The organism is Lentzea nigeriaca (genome assembly GCF_016907955.1).
Classification (GTDB): Bacteria; Actinomycetota; Actinomycetes; order Mycobacteriales; family Pseudonocardiaceae; genus Lentzea; species Lentzea nigeriaca.
This window is the reverse complement of sequence record NZ_JAFBCX010000015.1, coordinates 24973-40711: the sequence shown is the minus strand read 5'-3', so window position 1 is coordinate 40711 and position 15739 is coordinate 24973. Positions and strand designations below refer to the sequence as shown.

Sequence of the window (15739 nt, the reverse complement as noted above, 5' to 3'; positions counted from 1 at the left end):
CCATGAGGGGATTCGAATGCGCGGAAATGCGAAAGTGCTGGGCGCCGCCTTCGCGGCGCTCGCGCTGACCGCGGGAACGGCCACCGCCGCGGCGGCCGCACCGAGGCACGCCAGTCCACAACAGGCGATCGACGAGATCACGCTCGTCACCGGCGACAAGGTCCTTCTGGGGCAGGGACAGCAGGTCGTCGCGATTCAGCCGGGTGAGGGTCGCAGGGGCATGACCTTCAAGACCCACCGCGGCACCGACGGCCACACCACGGTCGTCCCGAAGGACGCGTTCGGGCCCCTGGCGGCGGGCCGGCTCGACCGCAGACTCTTCGACGTCACCACGTTGCTGGAGTTCGGCTACCGGGACCGGATGCCGTTGATCGTGGACGGCCAGGCGAGACTCGGGGCGCGGTCGGCGAACGACTGGGCGGCGCTGAAGGCCCAGGCCGGCTCGGGTGACAAGATCTGGCTCGACGGCATCCGGCAGCCGAGCCTCGACCGCAGCGTCGCGCAGATCGGCGCACCGGCAGCCCACCAGCGCGGCATCACCGGCAAGGGCGTCAAGGTCGCGATCGTCGACACCGGCGTGGACGAGAACCACCCGGATCTCAAGGGTCAGCAGATCGCGGAGAAGAACTTCACGACCGACCCGGACAACACCGACAAGGTCGGCCACGGCACGCACGTCGGCTCGACCGTCGCGAGCGTGGGAGCGAAGTACGGCGGCGTCGCACCGGGCGCGCAGCTGATCGACGCCAAGGTCTGCGTCGAGAACGGCTGCCAGGAATCCTGGATTCTCGACGGCATGCGCTGGGCCGCCGAGCAGGGCGCCCAGGTCGTCAATATGAGCCTCGGCGGCGGCGACACCCCGGAGATCGACCCGCTGGAACAGGCGGTCAACGAGCTGACGGCCAAGTACGGCACGTTGTTCGTCATCGCGGCGGGCAACTCGGGTTCGCCGGGCTCGGTCAGCTCCCCCAGCACGGCCGAGGCCGCGCTGTCGGTCGGCGCCGTGGACCGCGACGACAGCCTCGCCCCGTTCTCCAGCAGGGGTCCTCGCGCCGGGGACAGCGGGCTCAAGCCGGAGGTGACCGCGCCGGGCGTCGGCATCGTCGCCGCCAAGGCCGGCACCACCGACCACCTGGCGGCGAGCGGCACGTCCATGGCGACGCCGCACGTGGCCGGTGCCGCGGCGTTGCTCAAGCAGCAGCACCCGGAGTGGACCCCGGCCCAGCTCAAGTCGGCGCTCGCCACCACGGCCAAGCCGACGCCCGGTGTGAGTGCGTTCGACCAGGGCGCGGGCCGCATCGACGTGGCCAAGGCGATCAACCAGGTGCTGACCGCCGACGTCGTCGCGGTGAACCTCGGGCGGCACGAGTGGCCGCACGGCGACGACAAGCCGGAAACCAAGTCGATCACCTACACCAACCCGACCGACGCGGACATCACGCTCGACGTGAAGCTCACCAGCGGTGCGCCGCAGGGCATGCTCTCGCTGAGCACCTCGAAGGTCACCGTTCCCGCCAAGGGCACCGCGGCCGTCAAGGTCACCGGTGACGCCCGCGTCGGCACGCAGGACGCCGCGTACACCGGCGAGGTCGTCGCCACGTCCGGCACGCACACCGTCCGCACCCTCGTCGGCATCGACCGCGAGGTGGAGAGCTACACGCTCACGATCGACATGATCGGCCGCGACGGGCAGGACCCGCCGGACGCGCTGACGTTCGTCGACGGTCTGGACGTCGAGGCGTTCAAGGCGATCTTCGGCGGCGGCGACCAGAAGGTCCGCATGCCCAAGGGCACCTACGTGATCGACTCGTCGATCAGCTCGGCGAACGGCCTGGACATACTGCTGCAGCCGACGGTGAACTTGACCGGTGACGTGACGATCAAGATGGACGCGCGGCTGGCGCAGCCGCTGTCGGTGAAGGCACCGGAGCCCACCGGTAGCTTCGTGGCCGGTGAGGTGGCCTGGAAGCGCACGCACGGTGAGAGGACCGTGCAGGCGGGGCTGGTCTCGTTCGGTGGCCTCGACCGCATCTCCGCGGGGCAGATCGGCGGGCCGCTCTCGCCGAAGGAGCTGGCGTCGATCACGACGCTGCACGCCAACTCCGCGGCCGACGCCAACACCTACTACCGGTTGTCCTACCCGGTCGGCGGCAGTCTGCCGAACGGCCTGACGCGTGCGCCGAGCAAGAAGGAACTGGCTCGCGTGGAGGCCACCATCGGCGGCCTCAAGGCGGACAGCACGGCCAGCAAGGGCGAGTTGCCGATGTCGGTGCACGGCGTCGGCGGCGGTTCGGCGCTCTACCCGGTGCCGGCGGGCAGCAAGGCGGTCGACTACGTGACGACCGAGGACCTGCGCTGGCAGTCGATCGTGAGCATCGATCACGCGAACGGTGCCCGCGAGGACGCCATGTCCGGCTACCGCACGTACGAGCCGGGCAAGACCTACCAGGAGCGGGAGAACCAGCCGATCTTCTCGCCGGCGCTGCCCGAGGCCCCGTACCCGTACGCCCAGCGCAACGGCACGCAGATGCTCATCGGCGTGCCGATGCTGAGCGACGCGAGCAACGGCCGCGGTGGTTCCACTGTGGACAGTTACCGGATGGCCCTGTACCGCAACGGCGTGCTGCTCGGCGAGACCGACGGCGGCAACTTCCAGAACGTGCCGCTGCCGGAGGCCGACTTCCGCGCCGAGGCGAGCCTCGACCGGAGCTCGCAGTTCGACTTCAGCACCAAGGTGTCCGCGGCGTGGACGTTCAAGTCGAAGGGCACTCCGGGGGTGGTCGACACCATTCCGCTCTCGGTCGTGCGGTTCGCGCCGAAACTCGACGACAACGGCGCGGTGCCCGCGGGCACGTTGCAGCGCCTCGGTCTGGTCACCCAGTCCCAGGGCGACACGGGCAAGGTGCGGATCACCGGCGTGCAGTACTCGCACGACGACGGCAAGTCGTGGCGAAACGCTGGTGTGGCAGGCAACAGCGCGTTGATCTACCACCCGAAGGACGCCAAGTGGACCTCGTTGAAGGCCACGGCGAAGGACGCCAAGGGCAACACCGTTGAGGTGACGGTGATCCACGCCTACAAGGTGAGCTAGTTCCCGGTTCTCGGCCGCCCGGTCCGTGCCGGGCGGCCGAGATCACCCTCCGATTCGGCCATTCAGCTCTGCGCACTCCCCGTGACAGGAAGCTAACTTCCTGTGTCCTGGGGGTAAAACATGCGCATCAGAACTCTGAGCGCGGTAATCGCGCTCACCTTGGCCACCGTTCCCGCCGTCGCGTCGGCCGCTGACAGTCCACATGCGACAGCCGAGGAGATCACGCTCGTCACCGGCGACAAGGTCTCACTCGGTCCCGACGGCTTCGTCACCGCGATCAAGCCGGGTGAAGACCGGACCGAGATCACGTTCCGCACCCACCGCAAGCCCGACGGCCACACGCTCGTCATCCCGAGTGACGCCGCGGCACCGCTCGCGGCGAACCGGCTCGACCAACGTCTCTTCGACGTTACCTCGTTGCGGGAGTTCGGTTATCGCGACCGGACACCGTTGCTCGTCGACGGCTCACCTCGCCTCGCGGCCGACGACTGGTCGTCGCTCAAGAACAGCGTCGACAAGGTGTGGCTCGACGGCCGCCGCGAGCCCGCGCTGGACCGCAGCGTCAAGCAGATCGGCGCACCCGCCGCTCACCGGCGCGGCATCACCGGCCAGGGCGTCAAGGTCGCGGTCGTCGACGGTGGCGTCGACGAACGGCATCCCGACCTGCAGGGCAAGGAGATCGCCTTCCGCAACTTCACGCTGGAGGACGACCACACCCACAACGAACACGGAACCCACGTCGCCGCCACCATCGCGAGCGGCGGCACCACGTACGGCGGTGTCGCCCCTGGCGCGCAACTGATCGACGCCAAGGTCTGCGATTCGCGCGGCTGCCGGGACTCGGCGATCATCAACGGCCTGCGCTGGGCCGTCGAACAGGGTGCCCGGATCGTCAACCTCAGCCTCGGCAGTGACGACACCGAGGAGATCGACCCGCTCGAGCAGGAGATCAACGACCTCACCGCGAAACACGGAGTGCTGTTCGTCGTCGCGGCGGGCAACGACGGCGAACCGGGCTCGGTGAACTCCCCCGGCAGCGCCGAAGCCGCGCTGACCGTCGGCGCCGTCGACCGCGACGACAAGCTCGCGTCGTTCTCCAGCCGCGGCCCGAAGGTCGGCGCCCACAGCAACATCAAGCCCGAGGTGACCGCGCCCGGCGTGGGCATCGTCGCGGCGAAGGCCGGGTCCTCCGAGCACGTCGCCAAGGACGGCACGTCGATGGCGACCCCGCACGTGGCGGGCGCGGCGGCGTTGCTCAAGCAGCAGCACCCGGACTGGACCGCGGGACAGCTCAAGGCCGCGCTCGCGTCGACCGCCAAACCCACCGCCGGGCTCAGTGTCTTCGACCAGGGCACCGGCCGGATCGACGTGGCCAAGGCGATCGAGCAGCCGGTCGTCGCCGACACCGCGACCCTCGATCTCGGCAGCCACCAGTGGCCGCACGACCGCAACGTCCCGGTGACGAAGACGATCACCTACACCAACTCGTCCGCCGCGGTGGTCACCCTCGATCTCGCGATCGACTCGGCCGCGGCGCCCGGCATGTTCTCGTTGAGCACCGGCAAGGTCACCGTGCCGGCGAAGGGCACCTCGTCCGTCGATGTCACCGGCGACCCGCGCGCGGGATCGTCGGACGGGATGCTCACCGGCGAGGTCCTCGCCACGTCGGGCCCGCACCGGGTCCGGACACCGGTCGCCCTCGAGCGCGAACCCGAGAGCAACTGGCTCGCCCTGATCCACATCGGGGCCGACGGGGGCAACCCGTTCGCCGGCACCACCCTCGTCACCGGCCTGGACGTGCCGTACTCGAAGATCGTGCCCGCCACGGGGTTCCAGGCGTTGCGGCTGCCGAGGGGCACCTACCTGATCGACTCGGAGATCAAGGAGTTCGACGGCGCCGGCCAGCTCCTCACGAACAAGATCGTGCATCCGGGCATGGCCGTGACCGAGCCCGTCACCACGGTCCGGATCGACGCCAGGGAGACCCGGCCGATCTCGCTGACCACGCCCGACCCCAACGCCATCAACCCGTCCACCAAGGTGATGTACCGGCGAGTCCTGAACGGCGCCGTCACGGCGGGCAGCTTCGACTCGTTCGGTGAAGGCGTGCGGATCAAGACCAAGCAGCTCGGTTCCCCGTTGCCCGGCAACGAGTTCTCGTCCCTCGTCACCAAGGACACCATCGCGCGGCGCGAGCAGCTGAAGACCTACCGGCTCGCGTATCAGGTGGTGGGCTACCCGACCGGGCTCGTCCGGGCGCCTCGCCTCGACGAGCTCGCGCGGATCGAGACGACGGTCCACGCCGACCGGCCCCGCACGTTCTCGCTGAAGGCCCAGACGCCGCTGACCACGTTCGGCGTGCGCGGCCTGGACTGGGACTGGATGCTGCCGGAAGACCTCCGGGTGACGGAGTTCGTCACGGCCGAGGACGTGCGATGGCAGTCGACCGTCAGGGTGGACCAGGAGGACAGCACGGCGTACTTCGTCAGCCCGTACCGGACGTACGAGGCGGGCCGGACGTACACCCACGTCGAGGGACAGCCGGTGTACGGGCCGGGGCTGCCGCACCCGTCCACCCGCACCGGCACGGACCTGTTGCTGAACCTTCCGCTGCTCGCCGACGGAAACCACGGCTACGGCCGCTCCACTCGCGACTCCGAGCGGACCGCGTTGTACCGCGACGGCGTGCTGGTGGGTGAGAACAGCGACGTCTACCGGGGGTTGCCCGCGCAGGCGTCCGACTACCGGGTGGAACGGTCGATCGAGCGCGGTACGCAGTTCGACCTGAGCACGCGGGTGTCGGCGGTGTGGACGTTCCGCTCGGCCGCGGCCGCCGCGCCGGCGACGCTGCCGATGTCGGTCGTGCGGTTCGAGCCGAAGCTCGACGCGCACGGCGCTGTGCCTGCGGGAACGTTGCAGCGCCTGGGATTGCTCACGCAGTCGCAGGGTGACGTCGGTGAGCTCCGTGACCTGCGGGTCGAGTACTCGTTCGACGACGGCGCGTCCTGGCGCCGGGCGGGGATCAGCGGCGCGAGCGCGTTGATCTACCACCCGGCGGACGCGAGGTTCGCCTCGTTGCGCGCGGCGGCGACGGACTCGAAGGGCAACGCCTTCGAGTTGACGATCATCCGCGCGTACCGGGTTACGGCAGGTTAGTCACGAGCTCGGCGGCCGGGACGCGGGTGCCCGTGTAGAAGGGGATCTCCTCACGCACGTGCAGCCGCGCCTCGGTGCCGCGCAGGTGCCGCATCAGGTCGACGATGCGGTGCAGTTCGTCGGCCTCGAACGCGAGCATCCACTCGTAGTCGCCCAGCGCGAACGACGCGACCGTGTTCGCGCGCACGTCCGGGAAGTCGCGGGCTTCCTTGCCGTGGTCCGCCAGCATCTTGCGGCGGTCCTCGTCGGGCAGCAGGTACCACTCGTAGGAGCGCACGAACGGGTACACGCAGACGTACTTGCGCGGCTCCTCGTTGGCGAGGAACGCGGGAATGTGGCTGCGGTTGAACTCCGCTGGCCGGTGCAGGGCGACCTGCGACCAGACCGGCGTGGAGACCTTGCCGAGCGGGGTGCGGCGGAAGCCCGTGTAGGCGGCCTGCACCTGCTCGATCTCCTCGGCGTGCCACCAGATCATGAAGTCGGCGTCCGCGCGCAGACCGGCCACGTCGTAGACACCGCGGACGGTGACGCCCTTGCCCTCCAACGCGTCCAGGTAGTTCTGGGTCTCGCTGGCAGCCGCCGAACGGTCCTCCGGCAGCTTGCCGGGTTCGACCCGGAACACCGACCACATCGTGTAGCGGATGGTGTCGTTGAGCTCGTTGTAGTTCAGGCGCGCCATGACCCCATCTTCCCAGACTTGACTCAGCGGCGAACGCGGCCCAGCAGGTGTGCTGCGACACGGGCGGCGGCCGCGTCGGCGGTGGCGATGCAGGCGGGCACGCCCACGCCGTGCAGCGTGGCGCCCGCCACGGCGAGGCCGGGGACGTCGCCGATGCCCTTCTCGATGGTCTCGACGAGGTCGACGTGCCCGACGCCGTACTGCGGCAGGCCTCCGCCCCAGCGCTGCACCACGTAGTCGATGGGCTCGGTCTTGATCCCGGTCAGCTCGTACAGGTCGTTGCGCACGGCCTTCACGAGGTCCGCGTCACTGCGCTGCAGCAACGCCGTCTCGCCGTGCCGCCCGACCGAACCCCGCAGGATCACCGGCTCGCCGACGTGCGACCACTTGCGGCTGGAGAACGTGAACGCCTTGGCCGTGAACGGGGTGATGCGGTCGCTGTACCGCTCCCCCTCCGCGATCAGGATGCCGGAGCGGTCCGGCAGCTCGGTACCCGGCGGCAGTGCCAGCGCGACGACGGCCATCGAGGCGACCTCGACCTTGCCGTACGCGGCGGACACCTGCGGCGCGATCTCGGACAGCAGCTTGCGCGCCGACGGAGCGGGAACCGCGAGCACGACGCCGTCGCACTCCAGGTACTCGGGCGTCGCGGCCGACCCGATCTCGAGCCGCCAGCCGTCGCCCTGCCAGGACAGCACGCGCACCGGCAGGCCCAGCCTGATCTCGGGCTTCGCGACCTCGGCGAGCCGGTCGACGAGCGACTGGACGCCGTTGCGCAGCGACGCGAACACCGGCGGGCGCGCGGCCCTCGGCTGCGGTGGCGCGGGCATCATCATCGCGGCGGCCGCGAGCAGTGAGCCGACGCCCTTGTCCAGCAGCGTGGCGATCTGCGGCATCGTGGCGCGCAGGCCGAGCTCGTCCGCGCGGCCCGCGTAGACGCCGCCCAGCAACGGGCTCACGAGACGATCGGCGATCTCCGGGCCGAACCTGTCCTTCATCAGCGTGCCCACAGCGACGTCGCCGCCGTGGAGGTCGACGGGCGGCAGCGTCGGTTCCATCTCGACCCGCAGCGCGCCCTCTGACGACAGCATGTGCCGCACCGTCTCGACGCTCGCCGGGACGCCCATGAACGTGTGCGCGGGCAGCTGGTGCGTGCGCCCCGCCGCGTGCACCGACGCCTTGGCCGCGGTCGGGTGCACGACGTCGTCCTGCAGCCCGACCTCGTCGATCAGCTCCTGGGCCTCCGGCTTGCGATGCAGGAACGCCTCGGCGCCCACGTCGAACCGCACACCGGCGAGCTCGGTGGTCCGCAGCTTGCCGCCGAGCCGGTCGGACTGCTCGATCACGGTGATCTTGGCGTCGGGCCCGAGCAGCAGGCGCAACCGGTGCGCGGCGGCCAGCCCGGAGATGCCTCCCCCGACGACGGCGACGTGCGGTGCTCTTCCGTGCATTACAAGCTGTGGATCAGTTCGACGGTACGGGTGATGATCTCCGGATCGGTGTCGGGCAGGACGCCGTGGCCGAGGTTGAAGATGTGGCCCGCGGCCGCCTTGCCCTCGGCGTGGATGCGCCGCACCTCGCGTTCGACGGCCTCGAAGCCCGCGAAGAACAACGCCGGGTCGAGATTGCCCTGCACCACCGGCTTCGGCAGCTCGGGAGCGGCCTTCTGGAGACGGTCCACGGCGACGTCGAGCGGAATCCGCCAGTCGACACCGACGACGTCCGCCCCGGCCTCGCGCATCGCCGGCAGCAGCTCACCGGTGCCGACGCCGAAGTGGATGCGCGGCACGGTGCTGATCGTCTCGAGCACCCGCTTCGAGTGCGGCAGCACGAACTCGCGGTAGTCGCGCTCGGACAGCGCCCCCGCCCACGAGTCGAACAACTGGACCGCCTGCACCCCGGCGTCGAGCTGCGCGTGCAGGAACGCCGCGGTGATGTCCGCGATCTTGGCCAGCAACGCGTGCCACAACTCGGGGTTGCCGTGCATGAGTGCCTTGGTGAGCTCGTGGTTCTTGCTGGGCCCACCCTCGACGAGGTAGCTCGCCAGCGTGAACGGCGCTCCCGCGAACCCGATCAGCGCGACCTGCTCCGGCAACTCCTTGAGCAGCAGCCCGATGGCGTCCGCGACCGGCTGGACCTGCTCGGCGCGCAGCTCGGGAAGCTTCTCGACGTCCTCGAGCGTCCTGACCGGGTTCGCGACCACCGGCCCGGTGCCCGCGACGATGTCGAGGTCGACACCGGCGGCCTTGAGCGGCACCACGATGTCGGAGAAGAGGATCGCGCCGTCGACGCCGTGCCGCCGGACGGGTTGCATGGTGATCTCGCAGACCATCTCCGGATCCATGCACGCGTCGAGCATCGCGGTGCCCTGACGAAGCGCCCGGTACTCGGGCAACGACCGCCCCGCCTGCCTCATGAACCAGACAGGGGTGTGCGACGGGGTGCCGCCACGCGCGGCGACGAGAAGGGGTGCCAAAAGATCAGACACTGTGCAGTCATCTCTCTTTCTTTCCCTTCATGGTCCCACGTCCCGGCGTGCCGCCGTCACTCGGTCGGTTTGCGAGGCCTACAGTCAGTTGTGTGACCGAGCCGGAAATCTTCCGCCGGGCGGTGGGGACGCTCAAGTCGGTTCGCCACAGGCCCGAGATCGAACTCACCGAGGTCCGCCCACCGCAGCGGCTTGCGCCGTGGGCGTACGCGCTGACGGCTGAGGTCACCGGCCCGTCGGACGAGCTGTCGACAGGCCGCCTGGTGCTCCTGCACGACCCGGACGGCGACGAGGCATGGGGCGGCGTCCTGCGCGTGGTGGCCTACGTGCGCGTCGAACTGGACCACGAACTCGCCTCCGATCCCCTGCTGCCCGAGGTCGGCTGGTCCTGGCTGACCGAGGCCCTCGAACAGTCCGGCGCCCGCTTCACCGCCCTCGGCGGCACCGTCACCCAGACGTCGTCGGCCCGCTTCGGCGACATCGCCGGCCCGGCCCGCACCGACGACCTGGAACTGCGCGCCTCCTGGACCGCCCTCGACGGCGAACTGGCCGAACACGGCACCGCCTTCTACGAACTGATGGCCACCGCCGTCGGCCTCCCACCAGTGGGCGTCACGATGTTCGGCCAACGCTCCTGACCACCGATATATCAGTCCCCTCCCGCCCTCCGGGCCGCCCGCCCCTTTGCAACGACTCTTTTGCGAACGAAGTCAAACGTCTCGTTGCACAGCCCCGCACCCTTGCAATGAGTCTTTTGCGGACGAAGTCCAAAGACTCATTGCTAAGGCGCAGGTCAGCGGCAGGCAGCGTCCGTCACGGGAACTGATATATCGGTTGACGGACGACCGATCAGCTGTCGGCGTCGCGCAGCACGCGCAGGATGTTCGCGCCGGCGAGCTTGGCGCAGTCGTCTTCTGACCAGCCCTTGTCGAGCAGCGCCCCGATGAGGTTCGGGTAGGTCGAGACGTCCTCGAGCCCCTCCGGGAGGGCCGTGACGCCGTCGTAGTCGCCGCCGAGCCCGATGTGGTCGATGCCGACGACCTCACGGGCGTGCTCGACATGCGCGACGACGTCGTCGAGCGTGGCCGTCGGCGCCGGGTGGTCGACGATCCACTTCTCGCTGAACGTCTTGCGCTCGGTCATGTCGGCGTGGTTCGCACCGGCGGCCGTCATGGCGTCACGAAGGGCTGCGTCCCATTCAGCGAACTGGGGTGAAACGAAGCTCGGAACGAATGTGATCATGGCCACACCACCGTTGTCCTTCAGCTTCACCAGGACGTCGTCCGGAATGTTGCGCGGATGGTCGGCGACGTGGCGGCACGACGAGTGGCTGAAGATGACGGGCTTGACGGTCGTCTCGAGCGCGGCGTGCATCGTGCTCGATGCGACGTGCGAGAGGTCGACGAGCATGCCGATGCGGTTCATCTCGCGCACGACCTCGCGCCCGAACTCGGTGAGCCCGCCGTGTTCAGGCTGGTCAGTGGCGCTGTCGGCCCACGGCGTGTTGTCGTTGTGGGTCAGCGTCATGTAGCGGACGCCCAGACGGCGCAGGGCGCGCAGGACTCCGAGTGAAGAGTTGATGGAATGTCCGCCCTCCGCCCCCAGGAGGGACGCGACACGCCCGGACGCGAAGACTTTTTCAGCCTCGTCCGCGGTGGTGGCGATGCCCAGGTGACCGGAGTACCGCTCGGCCAGCTCGTAGACCAGTTCGATCTGCTCCAGGACGGCGGTCACGGCTCCGTCGCCGGCCAGCCTGCCGGGAATCCAGACGGACCAGAACTGCATGCCGAGGCCACCCTCGCGCATTTTCACGATATCCGTGTGCAAGCTGGGATGACGCTCCGTGAGATCGATCTTCGCGGCGGTCGTGTAGACGTCCTCGCCCGTTCCGTCACCGAACTCCCGGAGAGCCCACGGGAGGTCGTTGTGGCCGTCGACGAGAGGCACACGCTGCAGCAACGCCCGCGCTCGATCGGGACCGGTCAGGCTAGGCACAACCAACTCCTATACGTCGTCATGAGGGCATCTCGCGTTACTCCCCCTATCCAGCTGTCAGCCAATCGTGTGACAACTGAGGCCATCTGTCACAACTCAATAGGGATAGATACCCGATTGATCGTCCCGTAGACCCGCTTGGGCGGCTACGCTGCCCCAGACGACACCACTTTCGGTCGATCAGTGGCGCGGCTGATTGGGCGAAAGTCCCGGTGCCGGTCGGGGGGCACGACCGACTCCAGGGAGGTAGTGACGTGGCTGCCGTCGGCTTAGGTCAGGCCGTTCGTACCACGCCAGCCGGCTCGTTGCCGGCGAACATGGTCCCGCACCCGCGGGAGGAGCTTTTTTCAGTGCTGGTGGTCGACGACCACCCACTGCTGAGGGAGGCGATATCAGCTCGGCTCACCCAGATGGGGGCCGGGACAGTGCATGAGGCCGCATCGGTGGCGGAGGCTCGGGCGCGGGCACTCGCTACTGGTCCTTGCGACCTCGCGATCCTCGATCTGGGTCTGCCGGATGGCACCGGCATCGACCTGGTCACGGAACTCCGTGCCCAGGGCTGGCCCCGCATCGTGGTCCTCGCATCCTCCGACGACCCCTACGCGGTCAGGTCGGCCTTCCAGGCGGGCGCTCAGGCGTACCTCCTGAAGTCCGCCTCGCCGATGGTGGTCACCGACGGCGTGCGCCGGGTTCTCGATGGCGGCGTTTACGCAGATCCGAGCGTGGCACCAGTACTCGCAGCGGGTACTCGGGTGCCTGGCACCGACAACACGCCGCGGGAACTCTCCGCGCGTGAGGTCGAGGTGCTCCAGCTGGTCGCCGATGGCCAGAGCAACAAGGAAATCGGCGAGGCTCTGAGCCTGTCCGCGTTGACGGTGAAGTCTCACCTGTCGCGGATCGGCCGGAAGCTGGGCACCGGGGATCGCGCCCAGATGGTCGCGCTGGCCATGCGTGCCGGCGTGATCCGCTAGATACCGGTTTGAAGCACTGAACCGGCCGAGAACACCTGTGAGTGGTGCGTTCGTCGTAGGGTCATCCGCTGTGGATGTTCCCGCCGACGAGCCAACCGCACCGACCGGACCAGATCCGGTACCGCTGACGGAACCTGCTGATGGGGTCCCGCCCGTGGTCGCCGATCCTGCTGCGCTCCGGCGAGCCGCTGACGCGCTCGCCGGGGCGAAGGGCCCGGTCGCGGTGGATACCGAGCGAGCCTCGGGCTACCGCTACTCACAGCGTGCCTATCTGGTGCAACTGCGCCGGGAGGGCGCTGGCACCTGGTTGGTCGACCCGATCGCCTTGGGCGGACGGCTAGACCCACTGGTGCAGGCGCTGGACGGCACTGAGTGGGTGTTGCACGCGGCGTCTCAGGACCTGCCGTGCCTCGCCGAACTCGGGCTGCGACCCGGCGCCCTGTTCGACACCGAGCTGGCGGGCAGGCTGGCTGGGTTCGAACGCGTGGCATTGGGCACGCTGGTCGAGCGACTGCTCGGCTATCGGCTGGAGAAGGGGCACGGCGCGGCCGACTGGTCGCGCCGCCCCCTTCCTGCCGACTGGCTGACGTATGCCGCTCTGGACGTGGAGCTGCTCGTTCAGCTCCGCGACGTTCTCGAGGCCGAGCTGGAGCGCCAGGGCAAACTCGCCTGGGCGCTCGAGGAGTTCGAGGCGGTACGGACGGCGCCGTTGCCGCGCCCCCGTACCGACCCCTGGCGGCGCACGTCGGGTATCCACCGCGTGCGCAACCAGCGTCAACTGGCCCTCGTCCGCGCGCTCTGGGAAGCCCGCGACGCCGTGGCCCGCGAACGCGACATCGCCCCCGGCCGAGTCCTCCCGGACTCCGCCCTGATGGAGGCGGCCGCCCGCAACCCCGCCTCGGAAGCCGAGCTGCTCGCGCTGCCGGTCTTCCGCGGCCGAGCCCAGCGCCGCATGTCCGGCGTGTGGATGAACGCGCTGCGCAAGGCCGCGGGCCTGCCCAAGTCGGAGCTCCCCGAGCCCGCCGGCCAGCACGACGGCCCGCCCCCGCCCAACCGCTGGGCGGACAAGGACCCGGACGCCGCAGCCCGCCTGGCCGCCGCACGCGCGGCCCTGACGACCATCGCCGAGGCCAACACCCTCCCGGTCGAGAACCTGCTGCTGCCCGACCTCGTGCGCCGCACCTGCTGGCAACCGCCGGCCGACCTGTCCCCCGAGTCCGTGGCAGGCGTGCTGCGCGACGGCGGGGCCCGGTCGTGGCAGATCGAGCTCACCCTCGAAGCGATGGCGAAGGCGCTGAGCGCGACCGCTCCGTCGACCTGAACGACCGGCGGTAGGCGGTCGGGGTGAGACCCGTCCGGCGGACGAGGTGCTGCCGCAACGAGTCGGCGCTGCCCAGTCCGCTGTGACGGGCCACCAGGTCCATCGGCATCGTGCTGGTCTCCAGCAGTTGACGGGCGCGGTCGATGCGCCGGTGCAACAGCCAGCGCAGCGGGCTCAGCCCGGTCTCGGCGTGGAAACGCCGGGTCAGGGTGCGCACGCTCACGCGGGCGTGCGTGGCCAGGTCGTTGAGGGTGAGCGGCTCGTCGAGCCGGAGCAGCGCCCACGCACGGGTGGCGGCGAGCGAGGTGTCCCCGGTGGTCGGCAGTGGCGTGTCGACCACCTGGGCCTGGTCCCCCGGCCGCGGCGCGGCCACGACGGCCAGTCGCCCGACGTCTGCCGCCGCGGCGGCACCGAGATCAGTGCGGACCAGGTGCAGGCACAGCTCGATGCACGCCGCGGCACCGGCCGACGTGAGCACCGGACCGTCGGCGACGTACAGCACGTCGGGCACAACCATCACGCCGGGATGACGACGTGCGAGCTCGTCGGTCAGCCCCCAGTGCGTGGTCGCACGGCGCCCGTCGAGCACTCCCGCCTGGGCGAGCACGAAGGCACCGGTGCAGATCGCCGCCATGCGCGCACCCGCCTCGGCCGCCACCCGGACGGCCTCCAGCACCCTCACGTCGGTGTCGCGGCCACCACCGCCGATCACGATGCACGTGTCGGCGTCCCGGACAGCGGCGAGATCATGGTCGACGACGACGTCCGGACCTCCGACGGCCTCAACCCGTCCAGGGTCGGCCGTGCACGTGATGATCTCGTACCCCTCGGCGGCGTCGAGGACCATCCGCGCGATGGCGAGGTCGAACGAGAACACCGGCGCGACCACGACGAAGACGACACGATGCATGGCCAGAACCTCCGGGAACGTGGCAAGCGGGTTGGTGCCGCGAACGAACCGCGCGCACCACAGTGGATCAAGCAAATCCGCAGAACCCGATGTTCCCGAAAAGAGGATCATGCACGTGATCATCGGCCGTGGTGCCACGGCCACAGCCGCAGCGCTGCTGCTCGCCGAGTCCGGTGACGAGGTCAGGATGGTCAGCCGCACCGGCGGCGGCGGCCCCGAACACCCCCAGGTCACCAGGATCGCCCTCGACGCCGGCGACGTCACCGCCCTGACGAAGGTCGCGGCCGGCGCGACCACGATCATCAACGCCGCCATGCCCGCGTACCACACGTGGCCACAGACCGTCCCGCCGCTGTTCGGCGCGATCCTGTCCGCCGCCGAACGCACCGGCACCACCTATGTGATGCTGGGAAACCTGTACGGCTACGGCCCCGTCGATGGTCCCCTCGCCGAGGACCACCCGCTGGCCGCAACGGGCCCCAAGGGCGAGGTGCGCGCCCGCATGTGGCTCGAGGCCAAGGCCGCACACGACGAAGGCCGAGTCCGCGTCACCGAGGTGCGCGCGGGCCAGTTCATCGGCCCCGACGCCTTCTCGATCTTCAACGCGATGGTCGTCCCCAAGGTCCTGGCCGGACTGCCGGCGGTCGTGCCCGCCGCGCTGGACACCCCGCACTCGTTCACCCCGGTCGGCGACGCCGCGCGCGCCCTGGTCACCGTCGCCAGTGACGAACGCGCCCTCGGCCAGGCCTGGCACGCACCCGTCGTGATCTCCTCCGTCCGAGCCATGGCCACCCGGCTCGCCGAGCTGGCGGAGGCCCCGGCACCACGACTCGCGGAGATGACCGACCGAGAGCTCACCCTGCTGGGCGCCACCGCCCCGCTGTGGGACGAGTTGTGGGAAACGCACCACATGTCGCACCGTCCGTTCGTCGTTGACGCGTCCCGCATCGAGTCGACGTTCGGCCTGACAGCGACGCCCCTGGACGACGTACTCACCGCCACCCTGCAGAGGGCAAAGATCCCGCCACGCCCTTTAACAACCGCCTGACCACCGATATATCAGTTCCTCCCACAGTCCTGACCTGCTCCTTAGCAATGGGTCTTTGGACCTCGTCCGCAAAAGACCCA

11 protein-coding genes are annotated in these 15739 nt (G+C 69.7%); 6 read left to right on the top strand and 5 right to left on the bottom strand.

Annotated elements, in window-relative coordinates; translation table 11 throughout:
• The first annotated feature begins 16 nt into the window (after positions 1–16).
• Both JOD27_RS35445 and JOD27_RS35440 read left to right on the top strand, forming a co-directional pair.
• Positions 17–3091, top strand: coding sequence for a S8 family peptidase (locus JOD27_RS35445; RefSeq protein ID WP_204766700.1), 3075 nt, complete (start codon positions 17–19; stop codon positions 3089–3091).
• 120 nt (positions 3092–3211) lie between these two features.
• Positions 3212–6247, top strand: a complete 3036-nt coding sequence (locus tag JOD27_RS35440; RefSeq protein WP_204766699.1) for a S8 family peptidase — start codon at positions 3212–3214, stop codon at positions 6245–6247.
• On the opposite strand, the gene hemQ is transcribed toward JOD27_RS35440, so the two are convergent.
• From hemQ to hemE, 3 genes are read right to left on the bottom strand one after another with little or no spacing between them, the layout of a single operon-like run.
• A complete protein-coding gene (hemQ, locus tag JOD27_RS35435; RefSeq protein WP_204766698.1) occupies positions 6234–6926 on the bottom strand; it encodes a hydrogen peroxide-dependent heme synthase in 693 nt (230 codons plus the stop codon). The genes JOD27_RS35440 and hemQ overlap by 14 nt on opposite strands.
• A 23-nt stretch (positions 6927–6949) precedes the next feature.
• The gene (gene hemG / locus JOD27_RS35430) at positions 6950–8377 is read right to left on the bottom strand and encodes a protoporphyrinogen oxidase (RefSeq protein ID WP_204766697.1); all 1428 of its coding nucleotides are present in this window, start codon (positions 8375–8377) and stop codon (positions 6950–6952) included.
• The gene (hemE, locus tag JOD27_RS35425) at positions 8377–9414 is read right to left on the bottom strand and encodes a uroporphyrinogen decarboxylase (RefSeq protein ID WP_204766696.1); all 1038 of its coding nucleotides are present in this window, start codon (positions 9412–9414) and stop codon (positions 8377–8379) included. The genes hemG and hemE overlap by 1 nt, the downstream gene beginning before the upstream one ends.
• Before the next feature lie 92 nt (positions 9415–9506).
• Between hemE and JOD27_RS35420 the strand changes: the two genes are divergently transcribed.
• A complete protein-coding gene (locus JOD27_RS35420) occupies positions 9507–10052 on the top strand; it encodes a DUF3000 domain-containing protein (protein WP_229813237.1) in 546 nt (181 codons plus the stop codon).
• A gap of 211 nt (positions 10053–10263) precedes the next feature.
• Here the strand turns inward: JOD27_RS35420 and JOD27_RS35415 are convergent, their stop codons facing one another.
• Positions 10264–11400, bottom strand: a complete 1137-nt coding sequence (locus JOD27_RS35415) for a dipeptidase (RefSeq protein ID WP_204766811.1) — start codon at positions 11398–11400, stop codon at positions 10264–10266.
• A gap of 263 nt (positions 11401–11663) precedes the next feature.
• On the opposite strand from JOD27_RS35415, the gene JOD27_RS35410 reads away from it, so the two are divergent.
• On the top strand, positions 11664–12380 hold the full coding sequence (locus JOD27_RS35410) for a response regulator (protein WP_015099292.1): 717 nt from the start codon (positions 11664–11666) through the stop codon (positions 12378–12380).
• Positions 12381–12450: 70 nt separating this feature from the next.
• Positions 12451–13701: a ribonuclease D gene (locus JOD27_RS35405; protein WP_204766694.1), complete on the top strand. Its 1251-nt coding sequence runs from the start codon at positions 12451–12453 to the stop codon at positions 13699–13701.
• On the opposite strand, the gene JOD27_RS35400 is transcribed toward JOD27_RS35405, so the two are convergent.
• Entirely contained in the window at positions 13649–14611 is a 963-nt protein-coding gene (locus JOD27_RS35400) for a GlxA family transcriptional regulator (protein WP_204766693.1), read from the bottom strand. The two genes, JOD27_RS35405 and JOD27_RS35400, sit on opposite strands and share 53 nt — an antisense overlap.
• A gap of 109 nt (positions 14612–14720) precedes the next feature.
• On the opposite strand from JOD27_RS35400, the gene JOD27_RS35395 reads away from it, so the two are divergent.
• Positions 14721–15659, top strand: coding sequence for an NAD-dependent epimerase/dehydratase family protein (locus tag JOD27_RS35395; protein WP_239570406.1), 939 nt, complete (start codon positions 14721–14723; stop codon positions 15657–15659).
• The last annotated feature ends 80 nt before the right edge of the window (positions 15660–15739 follow it).

Bases quoted from the DNA above. Each gene is read 5' to 3' on its own strand.
- hemQ (WP_204766698.1), bottom strand. From the start codon at position 6,926: ATGGCGCGCCTGAACTACAACGAGCTCAACGACACCATCCGCTACACG.
- JOD27_RS35395 (WP_239570406.1), top strand. From the start codon at position 14,721: ATGCACGTGATCATCGGCCGTGGTGCCACGGCCACAGCCGCAGCGCTG.
- JOD27_RS35400 (WP_204766693.1), bottom strand. From the start codon at position 14,611: ATGCATCGTGTCGTCTTCGTCGTGGTCGCGCCGGTGTTCTCGTTCGAC.
- JOD27_RS35445 (WP_204766700.1), top strand. From the start codon at position 17: ATGCGCGGAAATGCGAAAGTGCTGGGCGCCGCCTTCGCGGCGCTCGCG.
- hemG (WP_204766697.1), bottom strand. From the start codon at position 8,377: ATGCACGGAAGAGCACCGCACGTCGCCGTCGTCGGGGGAGGCATCTCC.
- JOD27_RS35440 (WP_204766699.1), top strand. From the start codon at position 3,212: ATGCGCATCAGAACTCTGAGCGCGGTAATCGCGCTCACCTTGGCCACC.